This is a genomic window from Shewanella sediminis HAW-EB3 (assembly GCF_000018025.1).
Lineage (GTDB): Bacteria > Pseudomonadota > Gammaproteobacteria > Enterobacterales > Shewanellaceae > Shewanella > Shewanella sediminis.
This window is the reverse complement of sequence record NC_009831.1, coordinates 591,307-611,142: the sequence shown is the minus strand read 5'-3', so window position 1 is coordinate 611,142 and position 19,836 is coordinate 591,307. Positions and strand designations below refer to the sequence as shown.

At 45.0% G+C, this 19,836-nt stretch carries 19 protein-coding genes; 3 read left to right on the top strand and 16 right to left on the bottom strand.

Annotated elements, in window-relative coordinates; genetic code table 11:
* Window positions 1-21 precede the first annotated feature (21 nt).
* The 14 genes from SSED_RS02605 to SSED_RS02540 form a co-directional block, all read right to left on the bottom strand.
* A complete protein-coding gene (locus SSED_RS02605; protein WP_012140845.1) occupies window positions 22-813 on the bottom strand; it encodes an FKBP-type peptidyl-prolyl cis-trans isomerase in 792 nt (263 codons plus the stop codon).
* Window positions 814-875: 62 nt separating this feature from the next.
* Window positions 876-1,304, bottom strand: coding sequence for a rhodanese-like domain-containing protein (locus tag SSED_RS02600; protein ID WP_012140844.1), 429 nt, complete (start codon window positions 1,302-1,304; stop codon window positions 876-878).
* Window positions 1,305-1,381: 77 nt separating this feature from the next.
* The gene (locus tag SSED_RS02595) at window positions 1,382-3,412 is read right to left on the bottom strand and encodes a multiheme c-type cytochrome (protein WP_012140843.1); all 2,031 of its coding nucleotides are present in this window, start codon (window positions 3,410-3,412) and stop codon (window positions 1,382-1,384) included.
* Window positions 3,413-4,015: 603 nt separating this feature from the next.
* Window positions 4,016-5,299, bottom strand: a complete 1,284-nt coding sequence (locus SSED_RS02590) for a winged helix-turn-helix domain-containing protein (protein ID WP_012140842.1) — start codon at window positions 5,297-5,299, stop codon at window positions 4,016-4,018.
* Window positions 5,300-5,589: 290 nt separating this feature from the next.
* The gene (locus SSED_RS02585; protein ID WP_012140841.1) at window positions 5,590-6,429 is read right to left on the bottom strand and encodes an ABC transporter permease; all 840 of its coding nucleotides are present in this window, start codon (window positions 6,427-6,429) and stop codon (window positions 5,590-5,592) included.
* 12 nt (window positions 6,430-6,441) lie between these two features.
* Window positions 6,442-7,350 (bottom strand): ABC transporter ATP-binding protein, encoded by a 909-nt coding sequence (locus tag SSED_RS02580; RefSeq protein WP_012140840.1) that lies wholly within the window; start codon window positions 7,348-7,350, stop codon window positions 6,442-6,444.
* Entirely contained in the window at window positions 7,344-8,603 is a 1,260-nt protein-coding gene (gene nosD, locus SSED_RS02575) for a nitrous oxide reductase family maturation protein NosD (protein WP_041421926.1), read from the bottom strand. The genes SSED_RS02580 and nosD overlap by 7 nt, the downstream gene beginning before the upstream one ends.
* Before the next feature lie 119 nt (window positions 8,604-8,722).
* Window positions 8,723-9,223 (bottom strand): nitrous oxide reductase accessory protein NosL, encoded by a 501-nt coding sequence (locus SSED_RS02570; protein ID WP_012140838.1) that lies wholly within the window; start codon window positions 9,221-9,223, stop codon window positions 8,723-8,725.
* A gap of 316 nt (window positions 9,224-9,539) precedes the next feature.
* A complete protein-coding gene (gene nrfD / locus SSED_RS02565; RefSeq protein ID WP_012140837.1) occupies window positions 9,540-10,487 on the bottom strand; it encodes an NrfD/PsrC family molybdoenzyme membrane anchor subunit in 948 nt (315 codons plus the stop codon).
* Window positions 10,488-10,489: 2 nt separating this feature from the next.
* Window positions 10,490-11,194: a 4Fe-4S dicluster domain-containing protein gene (locus SSED_RS02560; RefSeq protein WP_012140836.1), complete on the bottom strand. Its 705-nt coding sequence runs from the start codon at window positions 11,192-11,194 to the stop codon at window positions 10,490-10,492.
* 50 nt (window positions 11,195-11,244) lie between these two features.
* Entirely contained in the window at window positions 11,245-11,952 is a 708-nt protein-coding gene (locus SSED_RS02555) for a tetratricopeptide repeat protein (RefSeq protein WP_012140835.1), read from the bottom strand.
* Between the two features lie 33 nt (window positions 11,953-11,985).
* A complete protein-coding gene (locus tag SSED_RS02550) occupies window positions 11,986-12,774 on the bottom strand; it encodes an FKBP-type peptidyl-prolyl cis-trans isomerase (RefSeq protein WP_012140834.1) in 789 nt (262 codons plus the stop codon).
* Window positions 12,775-12,828: 54 nt separating this feature from the next.
* The gene (locus tag SSED_RS02545) at window positions 12,829-13,257 is read right to left on the bottom strand and encodes a rhodanese-like domain-containing protein (protein WP_041421504.1); all 429 of its coding nucleotides are present in this window, start codon (window positions 13,255-13,257) and stop codon (window positions 12,829-12,831) included.
* A 72-nt stretch (window positions 13,258-13,329) separates the two neighbouring features.
* Window positions 13,330-15,366 (bottom strand): cytochrome c3 family protein, encoded by a 2,037-nt coding sequence (locus tag SSED_RS02540; protein ID WP_012140832.1) that lies wholly within the window; start codon window positions 15,364-15,366, stop codon window positions 13,330-13,332.
* A gap of 546 nt (window positions 15,367-15,912) precedes the next feature.
* Between SSED_RS02540 and SSED_RS02535 the strand changes: the two genes are divergently transcribed.
* The 3 genes from SSED_RS02535 to SSED_RS02525 are packed head-to-tail and all read left to right on the top strand — an operon-like array spanning window position 15,913 to window position 18,879.
* Entirely contained in the window at window positions 15,913-17,883 is a 1,971-nt protein-coding gene (locus SSED_RS02535; RefSeq protein ID WP_012140831.1) for a heme lyase CcmF/NrfE family subunit, read from the top strand.
* A complete protein-coding gene (locus SSED_RS02530) occupies window positions 17,880-18,308 on the top strand; it encodes a cytochrome c-type biogenesis protein (protein WP_012140830.1) in 429 nt (142 codons plus the stop codon). The genes SSED_RS02535 and SSED_RS02530 overlap by 4 nt, the downstream gene beginning before the upstream one ends.
* The gene (locus tag SSED_RS02525) at window positions 18,301-18,879 is read left to right on the top strand and encodes a TlpA family protein disulfide reductase (protein ID WP_041421503.1); all 579 of its coding nucleotides are present in this window, start codon (window positions 18,301-18,303) and stop codon (window positions 18,877-18,879) included. The genes SSED_RS02530 and SSED_RS02525 overlap by 8 nt, the downstream gene beginning before the upstream one ends.
* Before the next feature lie 134 nt (window positions 18,880-19,013).
* Here SSED_RS02525 and SSED_RS02520 read toward each other — a convergent pair whose 3' ends face one another.
* Both SSED_RS02520 and SSED_RS02515 read right to left on the bottom strand, forming a co-directional pair.
* Window positions 19,014-19,226 carry a helix-turn-helix domain-containing protein gene (locus tag SSED_RS02520; protein ID WP_012140828.1) on the bottom strand — a complete coding sequence of 71 codons (213 nt, stop codon included), beginning with the start codon at window positions 19,224-19,226 and terminating at the stop codon, window positions 19,014-19,016.
* 18 nt (window positions 19,227-19,244) lie between these two features.
* The gene (locus SSED_RS02515; protein ID WP_012140827.1) at window positions 19,245-19,760 is read right to left on the bottom strand and encodes a DUF2975 domain-containing protein; all 516 of its coding nucleotides are present in this window, start codon (window positions 19,758-19,760) and stop codon (window positions 19,245-19,247) included.
* Between the last annotated feature and the right edge of the window lie 76 nt (window positions 19,761-19,836).

Below are 19,836 nucleotides of genomic sequence, written 5' to 3'. Positions count from 1 at the left end.
GTCATTGAAATCCTGTTATTGTTAGTGGGCTTTTCCCCCCCCCATCATGCCTCCCATCCCCATTCCGCTCAGGCCCATACCGTGAGAGTTCTCACCAGGCTCTTCAACTTTGACTAACTCAACCTCAAAAACTAAGATGGAGCTAGGTGGGATAATGCCCACTTGTTTCTTGCCATAGGCAAGTTCAGATGGAATGGTGAACTTAAATGTTGACCCCTCTGGCATTAATGGGATCCCCTCTTGCCAACCTTCGATCACACTCATCAAGGCGAAGCGGTTCGGCTCATCACGTTCGTAGGAGTTATCAAACTCGGTACCGTCGATTAACAGCCCCTTATAGTGAACCGTTACCACATCTTCTGGGTTCGCCTTACGCCCCTCTCCCATGGTGATGACTTCGTATTGCAGGCCAGATTCGGTGACCGTAACCTTGTCACTCTTCTTGTTACTGGCAAGGTATGCGCTACCTTCAGTCATGTTCTTAAGGGCGATGCGCGCATCTTCGGCCTCACGGGCTGCATTTAGCTGCTCGGCACGCTGATTGAGAAAGGTTAATATCTCTTCATCCGAATATTTCTGCTCCCCTTTAAGCGCATCGATCACGCCTTTTACCACTAAGTCGACATCGACCTCGGCACCTAACTGCTTTTGGCTATATATCTGACTGGAAACATACTTACCCAGCGAAGCGCCTATGCTATAAGACTGTTGTTGCACATCTGAGGAGGTGTCGTCATCAGCGATGCTGTAACCAGATACAAACAGAGAGAGACCAGTGATCACAGCGAGTGAACTTTTAGTAAATTTTTTCATATCAATTTTCTCTTAATTTAGTCAAACATCTTTAATACTGAGCTTTACTGCACATCTATCTGTTATGGTTTTTCCGTCACTCGGTTTGCTAAACGCCACCCATATATCCCGTCATACATGTGTCGTACTCCGGTATACCCAAGCTTCATTACGGCTCTTGCCGCGATTTCACTGGCGTTACACAGACGGTTGGCGCAGTAAAAAACCATCACGGTATCTTTATTCTCTGGAAGTAGTTTTTTCCAATCTTTAACGTTGAAATAGATAGCACCTGGAATATACCCTTCAGCCCAAAGCTCAAGCGTATTAACATCAAAAAAGTAGACACCCTCTTTACCCACCAATGTTTCGGCCTCTGTCATTGAGATCGGGTTTAACTGAACGTCTTGGTGGGGAGCCGGTGCCATATCCGAACCGCCTCCGGCAAAACAAGTTGCAGCGCTTAACAGTAAAGTGAGTGAAACAACAATTTGACCCAGTGCTTTCTTCATAATTAATTCTCTTGTTTACCCCGATACCTCAATCTTCTGAGATACCGGGATAGGTTTTGCTAATGAGTCAGCAAGCCTTATTTAGCCGCGTAACCCGTGCCGTCTAAGATGTTTTGCGCTTGTGTTACATAAGTAAGTGCAGCATCGAGACGCTTCTGGGTATAACGGAACCCGTGAACACCCCAAGAGCCATCTTTCTTAACCAGATTGACAGTCTCTTCTGCTTTCTCTGCAAGCATTAGAACCTGAGTCTTGTCTTCAACAGACAGCTTAGTGACTTCGAGTAGCTGGTCGATACGCTCAAGCGCTTGCTCAACCTTGGCATAAACCTCTTTAACAGGTGTTTGCATCTTCATTACTTCACCGTAGATCTCTTTCTGGTCTTCGTAATGTAGGCCTACTTCAAGTTCAGACTGGAACTGGCTGTGACAGCCTTTGTTCTCAACCACATCATGGTCAGAGATAGCGGTACGTGCACAAGACCACATTAGATCTAAGTAGCTACGACCCTCTTCGTTCTTAGCAACGGTCCAACCTTTACCGCCATCAGGGCCCTGTGTACGAGGCTCACCTTCAGGTGGGTTAATTGTCTTACGCACTGGGTCTACGTCAATCTTCCACATGTGTGACTTACGCACTGCGTCGAAACCAGCTTGATCAGGGAACTGCATCGCCTTGAAGTTTTCGCAGCTACCCATGTTTGGCATGTGACAGCTTTGACACGTCTGTTCGCTGTGAGTGTCTGTGTTGCTGGCAATCAGCGTTTGAGCTTCATGACAGTCTTGACAGTCTTTCTTAAGCTTTGGCTTAGTGATACCAGACATCCAAGTACCGTCAGTCACTTCGTGCGGATCGTGACAGGTAGTACAACGCATACCCTTCTCATAGTGCTCAGAGTTATACATCTGAGAACCTTCGGTACCACAAGATGGACATAGTGACTTCATCTTCACACCAAATGCATACTCACCTTTCTCTTGAGCTTCTGGTGTATCTTGAAGAGTAGGATCGTACTGGAAGCGCTGGTGACAACGTTCACAGTTAGATTGCATACCACCGGTACCACCATCCAAGTGACCACCTGCGCCATGACACTCTTCACAAGCAATACCCTTACTGATGGTATGCTCTTGCAACTTCTTCGGGTCGCCTAGAGCATCGAAGTACTCTTGCTTGCTTTGGAAATCAAACTTAAAGGTATGACAAATTTCACAATAAGAACTGGCAGGTTGGAACAACATAGCTTCACGGTACTTTGCACCGTATGAGCTCATCCCTTTCTGGTGTGAACCTGAAGCGCCGAAGGCTTCAATAGTCGTTGGAAATGCTGGAATAACGTCGTTAATTTTCTTTGCCATTTCAGGCGTCAACCACTCGGCCCAACCACGAGAGAACTGGTTAGCACCGGCAACCATTTTACCTGTGCCATCTTTAAGTAGACCGCCTTCGATATGATAAGTACCACGTACCAGCCATGCATCGATAAAACCATACTTGGTACGTGGCGTACCAACGGTTGCATAGATAGCATCCGGTGTAACACCGTCTGGTAAGATAGAGGTATCTTTAGTGCCATACATGGTTTGCTCTAGGTCGTTGTCGACCTCAGGGTGCTCACCTGGGAAACGAATTGTTTTTGCATGACGCGAACGTTGCCACTTCTCATATTGAGTCGCATGACATTCGGCGCACTTTTCAGGACCAACGAAGTTGTTTGGATAATCTAAGATAGACTTGGCACCTAAGCGATACTGAACCGCGCGAGGCTTACCTACACCTTTACTGTATGAAGGGCTGTGTCCTGTATCGAGATACTCTTCACCACGATCACTGATGTGGTAATCACCGACTAGGTTTCCTGACTCCTGGTATTTGAACATCGGGTGATTTTCGAAAAGGAAGTCGAACAACTCCTCCTCTTGGACAATATAATCTTGCAGCGTTTTTACGCCATTGATCCTCTCTGTTCCCTGGTAATTAGCAATCGACTCTTTAGCCGTTTTTCCCATTTGAGGTATGCTGTCATACTTTCCGGCAGCGTTCGCATTGGCAATGGCACCAAAACAAAACAGCACACTTAATGCTACCTTGTGTTTCCATCGTCTCATCATTCACTCCTACTTATCATTGTTTTATTTTTCATGTTTTTGGCATGCCTTTATAAACATGCTTTTTTGAATCTAACCGTTCACCGATTGACCTAAACAACTGAGCAACATCTATTTTCCATATAAAAAACAGTAAAAATTTGCTTCAAAGCACACTTAAAAAAACATCAGATTCAATCAGATGTAAAACCAATATTTACAATTGAATTCAGTAGGTTAAACATTTCAAAAAATATCATTTTAGAAATAAAAATCGTTCTTTTAGTTCTGTTTAGGGTCAAAAGTTGATGAAGAAGCGAGCAAAATCTTGAGTGGGTCACAATAAGGTTCAGAAGTGAGATAGGTAACAAGGCAGACATATAAGGAGTGAAAACATGGAGGAGATAAATCTATCACCGGACAAGGAAAGTACTTAATGATTGCTTTTGTCGCTATTACAAGAGGGCTCAGTGGCTTATGAGAGACTTATGAGGGTTATGGGGGACGTCAGAGCGCTTGTAAGCATAGAAGGTTACTGCGGCCATGAAAGTGCAACAGCCACATACAAAAAAGCCCGTAATCGATACGGGCTTCACAGGCCAAATGGGAACCATCCAATAGATATCAGATATCTACCTGGTCATATTTGTACCAGGCCGTAACCTGACCAAAGAGGGGTGTTATCCATACCGCGGTCTTATCATCCTGATATATGCGGAAAAAGTAGAGTTCTTCGTCCTTAATATCACGCTTTCTCAGATCTCGATAGAAGGGAACCGCCGAAGCATTGAGTCGCTCGGGTTTAATCAGATCTTTCTGCTGTACGCTCACCTGAAAAGCATCAATTTTCAGATTATCAATTGTCTCGCTGTATTGCTTAAACTTGCCCCTAATCTTGTACTTTATCGGTGTGGTCAGACAATCTTCGTCGGTAATACAGGTCGAGGAGTGAAATTCACCCGTAGTGTCCGAATCATAGATAAGAGACATGCTGATATCAGACCTGATCAGCAGCTCCCCTTTCACAGGAAAGTAGACATCGGCGTGATAGTGGTGCTCGATCAGGGCTCCGACGCCCTCTTCACCCTCAGGCAGCATGATGCGGTTATAGCGTATTCTCTGCTCCATCTTTTTCGACAACTCGGCAAAATCTTTCATATTTAAACCGGCTGGCTCAGAGTCGACGGAGGTGATATTGATCAATCCATTTCCGGAGCACTGCTCTTTATCACTGTCCGGACAGATGGCCATTGAGTAATTTGTACCATCGGTCGCCACAAAAGCATTGAAGCCTGGGTAGGAGGCGAGGTAATCACCATCAGAATCGAGATGCTTTTCCCACATGGATGGATGTAAGTGGGGAGCATCATCTTTATAAAGCAGTCGCGCATCTCCGGTGATCCCACCAATTTTGAGCTCAACCCGTTTATCGGCGCTCCAAAGAGACAATTTCTGACTTACCTTGTGATAATCACTAAAATACCAGACAAGTAGCACCAAAAATAACGCAAGCAGGATGCCCGAAACTTTTACCACCAGTGAGACATCGACAATAGCGGCTCGCATAGACTCGGCATCATTCACGGCCAACATTTTCACATGGGATTGTGTCGCTATATGCAGCTGATAACCACGACGCGCAACAGTTTTTAGTTGCACCTCTCTATAGGGGTCGAGTTTCTTACGCAGCGTACTGATACACTGAGTTAACGATGTTGTAGCAACGACACGATCGGGCCAACCAGCACCGAGTAACTCATCTTTAGAGCAGACGGAGTTGGAAGAGAGCAGCAAGCAGTTCAGTACCGCTGACTCAGAGAAAGTCAGGCTGATATTCTTGCCATTGACGTGATCAACTAAATGATTGGCTTCTGTATCTAACTCCAGATAAGGAGTGATTTTTAACACCATTAACCCCTACTAATTTTCTATGCTTATTGCTTTATTTATCACTTTACCAAGAGTCTAAATTTTACAATTAAGCAGTAGAGGAGAATGTGATAATTCACTCAAAATTTGTAGTGTTCCCCTCCATATTTAAAGGTGATGTTCACAAATTTAGAATTTAATGATATTCGAGGTTAAGAGCAGGTAAATATACTCAAAACTCGAATCGACAATTCCCCCAGTTAAGTTCATATTTGCAATAGGTAATTGCAGTCATCCCATAGATTCCCTCTGTCATCTCCAAAGCAAACTCAGAGGCGTTTACGCTTAAAAATTCCATGGGAGATCCAACTTAACAGCGCTATCCATAACAACATCAGGACATACATCCCAGGCAGTCCCCAGTCGGTCTCTGTGAGCATTGCAAGACTTCCTCTCCCATCGCCCCCCTCGATAGCCATCAGGTTTATGGCCCGATAGAGATCGGTCGGACTCAATGCAATTAAGATATTTACAACATATTGATTCGCAAAGGAGAGATCTGAAACCAAAATAGTCAGTAGTAACAGATCATAGATAAGTACAAACAGAAACCACACCAGCAGCAGGGTGCCCACCGCCTTGGCCTTCTCAGTGCTTTTAAGGCTGACGATGTAGCTGAATAAAATAAAGGTCAAGGCCAATAAGTTGCTACTTAGCAGAAACTGAGCAAATGCACCGATTAACTCGGCAACTTGATATTGCTCGCCAATTAACAGCAGCAATATTGCAGTAACTCCAAACGCAAAACTGGTTGCCAATAGCATGACAGTCATATGTCCGAGTAATTTTCCACAGAGGATCTGTAATCGGGTCAGAGGGTAGGAGAGCAGCAGGAGCAAGGTACCAGACTCATCTTCACCGACGAAACTATCATAACTGAGTAAGATCGCCGCTAAAGGGATGATAAATACCGATATAGTCGACAGGCTACTCATCAGGCTGGCAAGCTCCGGAAGGTAGAGACTTCCGGTAACGGCACTGCCGGCAAAGGTTACACTCAAGGAGAGCAACAGGAAGATGCTACCCATGAAAGCTAACCAACGATTTCGGGAACTATCACAGATCTCTTTACTGGCGATAATCAATACGGGGGATGTAAATCTGTTCATATACACTCTTTATTACTGCGCAGGCTGGTCCAAAAGGGGATGCACCATCAAGTCATGGTAAATATCTTCCAGCTTTGGTTCATCTATGGTGAAGTCGAAGATCTGACATTGTGATACTAAGTATTTAATCATGTGTTGCTTTTGACCCGACTCGACCTGTAATCGGCCGTCGATAAAAAACCGCCTCAAGTAGTGGTCACGCTCAACCAACGAAGTCAGTTCGCCAAAATCAATCTTGGCCTTTAACGAACTTCCGGCACTCAACTCAGAACTCGTTCCCTGTGCGAGTCGTCTCCCCTTCGACATTATCAAGGCGCTATCCATATGAGACTCGACAAGGGGCAGTTCGTGAGTGCTCACTACCACGGCGCACCCACTGTTTTTCAACTGATTAATCTTTCCATAGAGAAATTGAGAAGCTTGAGGATCGAGCCCGACAGTGGGCTCATCGAGCAGTAGAATTCCAGGCTCTGACAGTATGGCCTGTGCCACCCCTAAGCGCTGCTTCATCCCTTTCGAGTAGGTCTTAAGCTGTCTGTCCTGAGCATAACCAAGCCCAAACTCATCGATAAGATCGGCGACACGCGTTGGACGAACCCGCTTAAGGGCAGCAAAGTAATTCAGCACCTCCCTACCGGTTAGCTTGTCGTAAAAACTCACATCTTCTGGCAGATAGCCAAGATTGACTTTATGCTGGAGATGAGATGATTGGGCGCTCTTTCCCATAATTTTTACAGAACCTGAACTGGGAGCGATCAACCCGAGTATAACTTTGATTATACTGGATTTCCCTGCACCGTTATGACCAAGTAGGGCCATAGTCTGCCCTGCTTCCACCTCAAAACTGACACCGTCCAGAGCTGTGAAATCATCATATTTGAGGACAATATCGGTCAGCTTTATCGGAACTTCACTCAACATAAAACACATAACTCCATATCGGCAGAGATCAGAGGAAAGCTGTCTACAATGCCATTAGGTTCACCGAATTCAAATTGGCTCTGCACCCATCGAAGCAGAGCCACCACCGGGCTATTCATTAAGAAGCGAGCCTCAGGATAGAGCCAAAAAAGTTTATCTAAGCCATCATTGGGTCGATAGGGATTATCGGCTATGCCATCCCTGTTACTGTCCCAGCCCATATACCCACTCCAGTAGTTACCTCTGCTGTCACGGCTCCACTCCAATAGTTGCTCACCCACATATTTAACTTGGGTTCTGTTATTCACAAATTGATTGCCATAGACAAGATTGCCCTCACCTCCCATTGCCATATAGATACCTATATCACTGGTCGAAAAGAGGTTATGCCTGATCTCATTATCTAAGGCACCATAAACAAAGATCCCTTTACCTTCATTGCCAAGCTCTACTTTTCCTTGAGGGTTATGTGCATCCGATACCCGATTTGAGGAAACGACCGAGTTGTGAGTCATGTTGAGTAGCACCCCGAACTCTTTAGCCCGGCTGACACGATTGTGATATAGATTGATATTTTCCGAACTCATCAGGGCGTAGCCGCCATCGACATCTACCGCCTCATTGCCATAGGCCTCATCACGCTTTGAATACATATAATGAATACCGTATTGCTGCTCGGAAAATTGATTATCAAAAATCAGGCTATGTTTGCCAGCCTCGATATATACCCCGTCTCTGACATGGAAGATCTTATTGCCTTCTATCACTGGTGACTCAACCCTCTTTAGATGGATACCATCGCCTCTGTCTAATTTATGACGCTCGGGATCGCCGGAGATAATATTGTCAGAGACGGTAATATTCGCCGAATTTTCGGCACAAACACCGAAACCGCGACCAGTTAGGCGATTCGATTCGATCTTGGTTCGATGAGCGAGATCCTGGATCAAGATACCGGAGTCTCGTTCGTAAAGATCTCCCCCCCAGTTCTGGATCTCAAGATTAGAAATAGTCACATCAGAAACAAATATGGTAATGGCACTGCCCAGGCCCTGAGCATCGATGACAGCACCCTTCTCGCCCGTTAATGTGATCCCATGGTGGATCTCAAACTGCCCGGAATATATTCCGGCGCGCAGTAAAATTGAGTCTCCTGGGCGGGACTGAGCCAGCTGTGCCTTAAGCCCCTCGGAGTCGCTAACGCTATAGGCCGCCGCAAAACTCACCGAAGAGAAGAGGAGAGCTGTCAGCATAAGTAAGAACAGAGTCAGAAGCGCAAACATGAGTTTGAAGCCATGACAGTGACACCTATCTCTGAGCATTTGACGAAGGAGGGCGTTTTTCACAAAAATCATCATCGAATTACTATCTGTTATTCGCCGGATAACAGGGCAAGATCGACCTGCTCAAACGGCAGAACGGCACCGCCAAACTCCTGGGCAAACTTCACCGCCTGAGACTGACGCTTAAAGCTGGCTACTGCTGGTCCCATGACTGCTTTTTTGCTGGTACCGTATACATACCAGGCCGTTTTGGCATCGATAAAGGCATCGATAAAGGCATCATCACCAGGCTGCTCCCAATCCGTCGCCCCCATATCATGGACAAACAACGCTGAGATTTGCCGTTTGTTTTCGGCCTGCAGTGAGAAATTAAACATATCCCGGGTAGAGCAGAACTTAGGCACAACCGATTGCCCTTTCAGATGAACCTGCCCCTTTGGACCCGGGTATTTAGTGATCATCATCCCGCATAGGTGACATCGCTCATGCTTTTCAATTGCCTCGGCTTTAGCTTGTGGAACATCTTCAGCGCCTTGAGTACAAGCCAGAAGCAGAGGAAGCAGGAACAATAAACAGATTATCTTTTTCATATTTTCTCCAGTGATGCTTTCAGGCCAAGCTCCGGTTGTAACCTTGCAGGGGCGATTCAACAGGAGCCGGCTTACTCACAGCTAGTTTAATTCAATCAATAATGGCTAATGCAAACAGGGTTAATCACATCGATGAATACGTTTAGGGGGACGCACACCGATGACAAATTCACTATTATTTCCAATCAAAATTGACCAGCAAAACACCATAGCTTTGCTTTCGCCCTATTCCCTATATGACCATCCAGGGGACACACATAGGGGAAAGGACTACTCACTAAAAATGGCTTCGCACTTAGCTCAAACCCTTAACAAACTAGATGCCATGGTTTTGACCGGCGTAGATGATAAACAGACGCAGACACATCATGCCGACAACCGCACACATACCAGACATATAAAGCGCCTTAGCCGAATGGCTAAATGCTTTACTTGTAGCAAAGTTCAAGAGCAGTGGGCCGACAAAGCCGATTCCGATAATGCCAATCCAGAAGACACTCGCCCAAGTACCACTATGGAAAGCAGTAAAGGCACTCTGCATACCGGCATTACCTGTAAACAGAGACATAGCAAGCATAAAGATAAACAGGATTTCGGCAGCCATAATTGGCCACTCAATACCATGTAAAACCTTCATATCACTACTGTGTAGCTCCTCTTTGAACAGGCCAACAGCCAACATTTTAGCCGCTGCAGCACCAGCAGAAAGTCCCGATGCAACAAAGAGTGCCGGCAATACTGAGGTGTTAATAATCGGGAAGCGGATCAGAGCCGAGATCAGGAAGCCGGTATAGGCACACACTGACAGGGCTAGCAGCAGTACCACCTTCTCCGATGGGGCACGCACTCCACGCAACTTTGCGATGACAGGCAACAGGAAGCGCAACGCTGGAAACTTCCTGATCTCATCTTCGAGTGCAAACAGCGTCACGAGGGCAACTAACGGTATATAAGCCGATAACGCAATCACACCAATAGACATGACAGAGTTAAGGTTATAGAAGACAAGTATTCGCCAGAAAAACAACGGATTAGTCAAATCCAATACCAGACATAACATCCCGAGTGATATCGTTACCAGCGACATTAAAGATGCCGCTTTTAGAAATGCTGTATTCTCCGTTTGCTGCTTATAGAATCGGATAAATAGTGCAACAGACAGTGCACCACCAGAGATCCCGGCAAAAAACAGGTAAACAGCAATCGGCCAAGGCCAGGCGATCCCTTGAGATAGCCCCATGGTAAATTCAATACTACCGTCCATTATTACACTCCTAACTTAACTATGGGTATGTAGCGCAAACTAGGTTCAGTTCCGAAGCCTGGCTTCATTCGAACTGCATCTTTCACTCTGAGCAACTTACTTACATAGGAGTTTGGATCATTGAGATCACCAAAAATCAGTGCATCGTACCGACAAGCTTGAACACAGGCAGGGAGTTCACCTTTAGACAGTTTTGAGTTCAAACAAAAATCACAGTTATCAGCAACATCAGTCTCTTTATTGATAAAACGAGCATCGTATGGACAAGCTCCGATACAGTATTTACAACCTGCACACTTACTGGCGTCCATAGTGACGATGCCTGTTTTCTCATCACGATGCGCAGCACCTGTTGGACATACAGTGACACAAGGTGCGTTTTTACACTGCTGACAAGAAACTCGCACATATTTGCGCTGACAGTCACAATCGGTTTTTCCACAATGTGGGCATACTTCACCCACTACGCCACCCGACTGCTGCTCAAGCAGGAGTCGTGACTTACCTTCGGGTAGATTATTTGCAGTGGTACAGGCAAGCTTACACTCACCGCAGCCAGTACACTTATTTTGGTCGAACACCATAGTGTAGTGGGGCTGATCACTCTCCCCCTCCTCTTCGACAGAGCTACACCCTAGTGGTGCAATAATCAAAGAGCTAGCTCCTAAACACTTTAGGAACCTCCGCCTCTCTAAATTTTCACTCACAGCATCCTCCGATATTCGCCATCAGGCGAACTCATTTTTAATATTTAGAATTATTTTTTAGCAAATAGATTTTTCTTTGCATTATTAATCGCAAACTCAATTGCATTGCGGTTAAATGGCTGCTTAGTATTCTTTAATAAAATTTGCCAGTGACTTATGGCTTCTTGATACTTGTGATTGATATAGGCGTCATTAGCTAACAACACTCTAGTGTTGAAGTCATGCGGATATAAAGCTAGCGCACTTTGAGTCAGCAATTTAACTTCACTAGTCATAGAACGATGATTCTTATAATATAGTGCTGTAGCTTTTAAACCGATAATTTCGGCATCGTCACCCATATAGAACAACAGCTCATCTAAAGCCTCAATAGCTTCGAGGTATAATCCTCCATCCATTGATGCCCTGGCCAAGCCCATGAGCACAGATTTATCGTTCGGCTGCTCATTGGCCTGTTTTCTTGCTCTGTTTATTTCCGCAGCGAGTAAATAATCGACATTTACATCTGCTCTTGCTAAATCAATTTCATTGTAACGGCCTAAATATGAGTAGACAGTAACAACACTGGTAATAACCGTGACGTTTAATAACAGTACAAATGAAAAGCTTGAACGACTATATTTAGTACGATTTGAGTCGAGCTCATTACAATCACTAAAAAATGACGTATGTTTAATTCTATATAAAGTATGATGACCAAAAAAAGTCATTAGTAACAATACACAAAGCGCAACAATACTAATTAGTAATATATTCATAATGGCTATTCTCTTTAACTGCGATAGTCGTGCTTATTTATGTGGATTAGCACCCATCATGCCACCCATCCCCATACCACTGAGGCCCATGCCATGAGCGTTTTCACCAGGTGCTTCAACCTTGACGAGCTCAACTTCAAAAACTAACGCTGAGTTAGGAGATATCATGCCAACCTGGCGCTCCCCATAGGCAAGCTCAGAAGGGATATTGAACTTATACTTAGCCCCCTCCTTCATCAGCTGTAGCCCCTCTTGCCAACCTTCAATCACAGTTACCAGTGAAAATCGATTCGCTTCATCACGTGTGTATGAGTTGTCGAACTCAGTGCCGTCAATAAGGTAGCCTTTGTAATGAACCGTCACGACATCATTCGCTTGTGGTTTTGCGCCACTCCCCTGACTAATGACTTCATACTGTAGGCCCGACTCGGTCGTTCTAACATCAGCACTTTTTTTGTTTTCGGCCAAAAATTTCTCACCTGCAACTAAGTTTTTAAGTGCAAGATCTTTATCCTTCTCTTCCTTAGCTGTATTTAACTGCTCGGCTCGGATATTGAGGTAGGAGACAATGTCTTCATTAGATAGTTTTGACTGACCTTTCAATGCATCGAGAAGCCCCTCAACGACGATATCAACATCGACCTCGGCTCCCAATTGCGACTGGCTGTATAACTGGCTGGAAATATAGCTACCAAAAGATGCTCCGATACTATAGGACTCTTTATTGCTATCGGCTAACAACTCCGTCTCGGCCATGCATTGCACAGATAAAAATAGTGGTAAGCAAGATATTGCGATGATACTTTTCTTAAACGTTTTCATAATTTTCTCTTTGATAATTAAGGTCTAATCTGGCTTGATGAAATAACATCTACTTTATGGTCTTTCTGTTTGTCGATTTGACAACCTCCACCCGTAAATACCATCTGGCATCTGTCTTACACCGGTATAGCCAAGTTTCATGACTGCTCTTGCCGCTATTTCACTTGCATTACAGAGACGATTCGCACAATAAAAAACCATCACAGCATCTTTATTTTCTGGTAGTATTTTTTTCCAATCTCTAACATTGAAGTAGATAGCACCTGGAATATATCCCTCTGCCCACAGTTCCAATGTATTGACATCAAAAAAGTAAACACCTTCCTTTCCTACTAACGTTTCTGCTTCCACCATGGTGATATGGTTAAGTTGAAATTCATGATGTTTAGCCGGAGCCATATCAGAACCTCCCCCAGCAAAACTATTTGGAGATAGTGCAGCTAAAAAGAAAGTTAAAATAATTATTCCAAGTACTTTATTCATAATGATTCTCTTATTTGCTTCGACCATCGACTTGCTGGTTACAATGGTCGAAGCTGGGTAACAACTCAGTTATTAGTTAGCTTTAGCTGAATAGCCATTGCCATCTAATATCTTCTGAGCCTGTGTAACATAGGTAAGTGCAGCATCGAGACGCTTCTGGCTGTAACGGAAACCGTGTACTCCCCAAGAACCATCTTTCTTAATTAGATCGACTGCCTCTTGTGCCTTCTCAGCTAACATCAGAACCTGAGTCTTCTCTTCAGTTGGTAACTTAGTCACCTCAAGAAGCTGGTCGATACGAACAAGTGCCTGTTCAACCTGTGCATACACCTCTTTAACGGGTGTCTGCCACTTCATCACTTCACCGTAGATCTCCATCTGATCGTTGTAGTGCATGCCGGTTTCCAGCTCTGACTGAAATGGGCTGTGACAACCTTTGTTCTCAACGTTGTCATGATCAGATACAGAGGTACGAGCACATGACCACATAAGATCCAGGTAGTTACGATCTTCTTCGTTCTTAGCTACAGTCCAACCTTTAACAGCTGAATCACGTGGCTTACCTTCTGGTGGATTTAGTGTCTTGCGCTCTGGATGAATATCAATTTTCCACATATGCGATTTACGAACAGCGTCGAAGCCAGCCATATCCGGGAACTGAACCGCAGTGAAGTTTTCACAGCTACCCATGGCAGGCATGTGGCAGCTCTGACAAGTTTGGTTGCTATGAGTATCTGTGTTGTCTGCAATCGTCGCTTGCGCTTCGTGACAATCAACACAATCTTTCTTCAGCTTAGGCTTAGTGAAACCTGATAGGAAATCACCATCAGTGACTTCATGTGGATCGTGACACGTCGTACAACGCATGCCTTTCTCGTAGTGAGCAGAAGCAAACATCTGTGAACCTTCAGTACCACAAGATGGACAAGCAGACTTCATCTTCACGCCAAAGGCGTATTCCATCTTCTCTTGGCCTTTCTCGGTGTCAGCTAACTCATCAACGAAGTTGAAACGCTGGTGACAACGCTCACAGTTAGACTGCATACCGCCGGTACCACCATCCAGGTGACCACCTGCTCCATGACACTCTTCACAAGCGATACCTTTAGAGATCGTATGCTCTTGTAACTTCTTGCTATCACCAAGGGCAGCGAAGTACTCCTCCTTGTTTTGGAAGTCAAACTTGAAGGTATGGCACATTTCACAGTACGAACTCGCTGGCTGAAATAGCATCTCTTTTTCGTACTTAGCACCATAAGAGCTCATGCCCCACTGGTGAGAACCTGAAGCACCAAAACCTTCAATCGTTGTTGGGAACTCAGGGATAACCTTGTTGATCTTCTTTGCCATCTCTGGAGTTAACCACTCGGCCCAACCACGAGAGAACTGGTTAGCACCGGCAACCATCTTGCCTGTACCCTCAGAAAGTAGACCGTCACGGATATGGTAGGTACCACGAACAAGATAGCTATCGAGTAGACCGTACTTAGTACGTGGAGTACCGATGATTGCATAGACATCATCAGGCTGGATGCCATCAGGTAACATTGCCGCTTCACTACCGTAAAGACGAGCAGTTAGATCACCATTTGGTACTTCTTTGTCGGTAATTTCACTTGGGAATCGAACCACGTTAGCGTGGCGAGAGCGTTGCCACTTCTCATACTGAACCGCGTGACACTCACCACACTTCTCAGGGCCAACAAAATTGTTTGGGAAATCAAGTGTCGACTTCGCACCTAGTCGATATTGAACCGCACTTGGACGCCCAACGCGCTCACTATATTTAGGAGAGTTACCCGTATCAAAATACTCTTCACCACGGTCACTAATATGATATTCACCGATGAGGTTACCCTCTTCGTGATATTTAAACATCGGGTGGTTCTGGAATAAGAAATCAAATAACTCACTTTCTTGAACAACATAATCATGAAGTGATTTAACACCTTTAGTTTCTTCTGTTCCTTGATAATTAGCAATTGCAGCCTTTGCTGATTCTCCCATTTCAGGAACGCTATTATATTTACCACCAGCAGCATTTACATTCGCTGCTGCGGTGAAACAAAACAGCAAACCTGCGGCTGTTTTTAGTTTCCAGTTTTTCATCATCTCTCCTAGTTTTCATCGTTTTGTTATCATTCAACTAAGCAGCTCACTTGTTTAGCCGAACAACTAAAACAATTGAGTTGAGGCTATTTTCCATATTTGTTTGACAAAAAATATGGGTGATAGCAAGAAATGAGACACAGCAAAACACAGACAGTAAAAAATTCATGAAAAACAAGCAAAAACAAAAGGTTAAGCGCGAGCGCGGCGACTGTTTTTCAGCTATCACGACTGTTTTTTAGATCTAAAAGGATCTAAAAAAAGCCCACTAACATGTGAAAACATATGAGACTCGATATTGAGTTCGATAAAGGCTAACGGGGTCACAAAATCTATGACTAATATCACCTACCCTTACCGCAGATTTAACCTGATAGCTTTATATCTAAGTTGTCCCTTAATGATTCCGCTCTATATTAACTGACAGCATTTAGAGTCAAGCTTAATTAAAAGTGAACATTAACTTCAGGAAATCAATATTACAACATTTGGCAAACAGGATAGATTCTATACACAAAGTCTATCGGGAATAGAGAGTTAATTAAGATGATCCCAGAACTCGGACTTATACTTCTAATTATCAGCACAGTATCATCTCTGTTACTTGCCGTTATTCCACTCGTTGCCCTACACACTAAAAATCATTACCTTTTCAGCTATGTAAAGACATTAACCGGATTAATGACATTTACCATTACGGCTTCTATTCTTTGTCTGCTTATCTCGTTTATTACCGATGATTTCTCCGTTGCCTATGTCGCCAACCATTCCAACACACAACTGGCGCTACTCTATAAAGTTGCAGCCGTCTGGGGTAGCCACGAAGGCTCTATGCTGTTTTGGGTTGTCGCCATTGCCATTTGGGGTTGCATCATCGTCTTCTCATCCAAATATCGAGACCGCTTATTTATCGGCAGGTTGATCGCAATATTAGCCTCGGTGATAGCCGGCTTTAACCTGTTTATGCTGTTTACTTCGAATCCCTTTGCCAGGTTACTGCCAAATTTCCCGATAGAGGGCCGAGACCTTAACCCCATACTGCAAGACATAGGGTTAATCTTTCATCCACCGCTACTGTTTCTTGGCTATGTCGGCCTCACGGTGACCTTTGCCGCCGCAATTGCGGCTCTGCTCGGCGGTAAGCTGACCCGGACACACGCAGGCTATCTTAGACCTTGGGCACTGCTGGCATGGGTATTTCTAACGGGCGGCAATGCCTTCGGTTCATGGTGGGCGTATAACGAACTGGGCTGGGGAGGATGGTGGTTTTGGGATCCGGTTGAAAATGCCTCTTTCATTCCATGGCTGGTCGCCACCGCGTTACTACACTCGGTGGTTTTGAGTCACAGGCGTGACAGCTTTAAGGTGACCACCCTACTCTTGTGTCTGTTAGCCTTCTCGTTAAGCCTGTTAGGCACTTTCCTCGTCCGTTCGGGTATCGTGCAGTCGGTGCACGCCTTCGCATCCGATCCCACCAGAGGGATGTCGATTCTGTTCCTGCTCGGCGTATTTGTATGTGGCGCCTTAACCCTTTTCGCCCTAAAGGCTAATCAGATTAAATCTGAGCTGAATTTCACACTGGTATCGAGAGATAGCGTGATATTACTGGGTAATATTGTCTTAGTGGTCGCGGCTATATCCGTACTGCTCGGCACCTTTTATCCACTGCTGTTTGAGCTACTCGATATTGGCACCCTGTCCGTGGGAGCGCCCTACTTTAACAGCATCTTCATTCCTCTCACTTTCATGGCAGTGTTATTGATGGGAGCCGCACCTTTAATTTCATGGAAAAGAGAGAAGTTCTCGGCGCTGAGACCCTTAATCGTACTCTTTATCATTGCCCTCGCCATCGCCGAAACCCTGAGCATGCTGACAGGCTCAGGTTTTAATATCTGGCTCTTTCTTGGTGCAACATCGGCCACATGGTTGATCCTGTGCTTAGGCTATCTACTGTTCCGTTTACGTCACCAGGGAATAGAAGGCTTAGCCAGAAAATCTGCGATGCTCATCGCTCACCTTGGGGTTGCCATTAGCATAATAGGTGCAACATCGGTTTCAAATTTCGAGCAGCAGGAGTTGCTGAGAATGGGACCGGCGCAAGGTAAGGTCGTTGCCGGCTATACCTTCGTGTATGAAGATACGGTCAACGTGGATGAGAAGAGCTATACCGCTATTCAGGCAAATATTCGCGTGACCGATGCCGATGATAATTTTATCGGCTATATCACCCCTCAACGCCAGACCTTCAAGACCAATGCCATGGAGGTCTCCAAGGCCGGCATTATGCGTAATATCTTCAGGGATCTTTATGTTTCCAGTGGTCTACAGCTCAGTGATACCGAATATCTCATCCGCATTAGCTACAAGCCGCTTGCCTGCTGGATCTGGTTAGGCGGACTCTTGATGATGCTGGGAGGAACCATAGCGGCACTTACTGGCTTATATCGCCTGCGGGTACAAAAAGCGGCCTATTCGAACAGCAATCCCATTGCCACAAGAATAGAGGGGCTAGCATGATGCGTATCCTCTTTTTGATGCTGTTATTCAGCCTGAGTATGAGCGCAATGGCCGCTACCACTACGACAGGTGAAAACAGCTATACCCAAGATCAGATCCGGGATATCGGCTTTGAAATCTCCTATGAGCTGCGCTGCCCCATGTCGATAAATCAAAATCTGTTTGATTCACAAGCCCCCATAGCGAATGAATTGAAGGCTCAAATTTTCCTTATGTTAGAGCAAGGCGAGTCTAAAGAGGCCATTATCGAATTTCTGGTTCAACGCTATGGCGAGAAGATTAAGTATCAGCCCAGTTTTTCTGTGGCAACCGCCATGCTCTGGTTTGGTCCACTCTTTCTGTTGCTGATAATTATCGCCGTCGCCGCGATGCTTATCCGTGAGCAACATAAACACCAAAGAACTAATGGTAACTCCTATGAATAAGACACTTATATTAACCTGCCTATTGGCCTTATCCTCTGTATTCATCCCTGCAGACGCTAAGTCCAATAAAGTCTACAACACCGGGGAGGCCATCAATAAGCCGATGATCATGTCTCGTTTTATTGAGATGCAATCGGCCAGAGAGGTACCCGATGTCACCTTTACCGATACCGAAGGTGGTGAGATAAACCTCAAACAATATAAAGGCAAGGTGGTAATGGTCAACCTATGGGCAACCTGGTGCGCCCCCTGCATTAAAGAGATCCCGCAGATGGAGAATATCCGTCAGACCAATATAGACAAAGATCTGGTCGTACTGCCGATCTCCATCGATGAAGAGAGTGAAAAAGTTAAACCATTCCTGGCCCGTCATGGACTGTCCCACTATAAGACCTGGCTGGATCCCAATAAAGATATCGACCAGGTCATGCCGGCAGATGTTGTCCCCGCGACCTATGTGTTCGACGGTTCAGGGAATCTCATCGGTTTTCTGAGGGGATATTTAGATTGGGGGGATAAAGAGGTGCAACCCTACCTGGAAAAACTTATCGCCAAATACGCTAAACGATAGCTCACGAGATAGAGAAGAGAGATAACTCACCGTATTAGAATGTCTTACAAGGTTTTCATTGCTCCCGTCCGGCTTGTTTCCCCTATTTTTTACCGGACGGATTTTTTTACAGGTATTTATCCTGAATCTGCAGATCACTCAGCGGCTTTTCGATACTCCAGAATATCTCCGGGCTGACACGCTAGATAGTCGCAGATACTCGCTAAGGTTTCGAAGCGCACCCCTTTTACCTTGCCGCGTTTAAGTAAGGACAAATTAGCCTCGGTGATCCCTATCGCCTTGGCCAACTCTTTCGAACTGACCTTACGAACCGCCATCATGACATCTAAATTTACGATAATTTCCATGATTTAAATTTCCACGACCTAGATAAACTCTCTGTTTTCGGCTTCGAGCTCTCTCGCCGCTTTGAGCAAGTAAACAATTAAAAGCATTAATAAAATTGTGGTCACATCACCAAAATCTATCGTCAATTGTATGCTGGTATGTTCAAAAAATTGTTTATGGTAGTAACCCGTCCCCAGATGCTGGATTATCTCTATTCCGAAGTCGAATACCTTTAGCCATACCAACCACAGATAACAGCGCATCGCCTCATGGCCGAAAAATTGCCCCTGTTGATAATGGCTAAGCAGCTTCTGTAACCAATAAACCCCAACCAATAGTATGATAAACAGGGGGGACTGGAGGCCTAAGAGTATGCCTCTACTCGCACGCTCATCCTGCCAGAGTTCATGAAACAGGTGACTGGCCCCAAAGCGGATATCGCCATTGACGAAGAAACTGTATCCCAGATAAACCATCATGATTGTTGTCGCAATCAAAACCAGCAACCTAAAAAAACCGCTGATCTTCATCAGTTTCTGCATATTGGCATTCATTGTTTCTGTTTCCTCACCCGTGAATTGCACCGATTATACCAGACAGAAACATTTGGTTGTAAATTAATATTTAATT

Bases quoted from the DNA above. Each gene is read 5' to 3' on its own strand.
- SSED_RS02580 (WP_012140840.1), bottom strand. From the start codon at position 7,350: ATGTTGAGTGAAGTTCCGATAAAGCTGACCGATATTGTCCTCAAATAT.
- SSED_RS02540 (WP_012140832.1), bottom strand. From the start codon at position 15,366: ATGAAAAACTGGAAACTAAAAACAGCCGCAGGTTTGCTGTTTTGTTTC.
- SSED_RS02530 (WP_012140830.1), top strand. From the start codon at position 17,880: ATGATGCGTATCCTCTTTTTGATGCTGTTATTCAGCCTGAGTATGAGC.
- nosD (WP_041421926.1), bottom strand. From the start codon at position 8,603: ATGCTGACAGCTCTCCTCTTCTCTTCGGTGAGTTTTGCGGCGGCCTAT.
- SSED_RS02600 (WP_012140844.1), bottom strand. From the start codon at position 1,304: ATGAAGAAAGCACTGGGTCAAATTGTTGTTTCACTCACTTTACTGTTA.
- SSED_RS02535 (WP_012140831.1), top strand. From the start codon at position 15,913: ATGATCCCAGAACTCGGACTTATACTTCTAATTATCAGCACAGTATCA.
- SSED_RS02525 (WP_041421503.1), top strand. From the start codon at position 18,301: ATGAATAAGACACTTATATTAACCTGCCTATTGGCCTTATCCTCTGTA.
- SSED_RS02570 (WP_012140838.1), bottom strand. From the start codon at position 9,223: ATGAAAAAGATAATCTGTTTATTGTTCCTGCTTCCTCTGCTTCTGGCT.
- nrfD (WP_012140837.1), bottom strand. From the start codon at position 10,487: ATGGACGGTAGTATTGAATTTACCATGGGGCTATCTCAAGGGATCGCC.
- SSED_RS02585 (WP_012140841.1), bottom strand. From the start codon at position 6,429: ATGAACAGATTTACATCCCCCGTATTGATTATCGCCAGTAAAGAGATC.
- SSED_RS02595 (WP_012140843.1), bottom strand. From the start codon at position 3,412: ATGAGACGATGGAAACACAAGGTAGCATTAAGTGTGCTGTTTTGTTTT.
- SSED_RS02545 (WP_041421504.1), bottom strand. From the start codon at position 13,257: ATGAATAAAGTACTTGGAATAATTATTTTAACTTTCTTTTTAGCTGCA.
- SSED_RS02555 (WP_012140835.1), bottom strand. From the start codon at position 11,952: ATGAATATATTACTAATTAGTATTGTTGCGCTTTGTGTATTGTTACTA.
- SSED_RS02605 (WP_012140845.1), bottom strand. From the start codon at position 813: ATGAAAAAATTTACTAAAAGTTCACTCGCTGTGATCACTGGTCTCTCT.
- SSED_RS02520 (WP_012140828.1), bottom strand. From the start codon at position 19,226: ATGGAAATTATCGTAAATTTAGATGTCATGATGGCGGTTCGTAAGGTC.
- SSED_RS02550 (WP_012140834.1), bottom strand. From the start codon at position 12,774: ATGAAAACGTTTAAGAAAAGTATCATCGCAATATCTTGCTTACCACTA.
- SSED_RS02515 (WP_012140827.1), bottom strand. From the start codon at position 19,760: ATGAATGCCAATATGCAGAAACTGATGAAGATCAGCGGTTTTTTTAGG.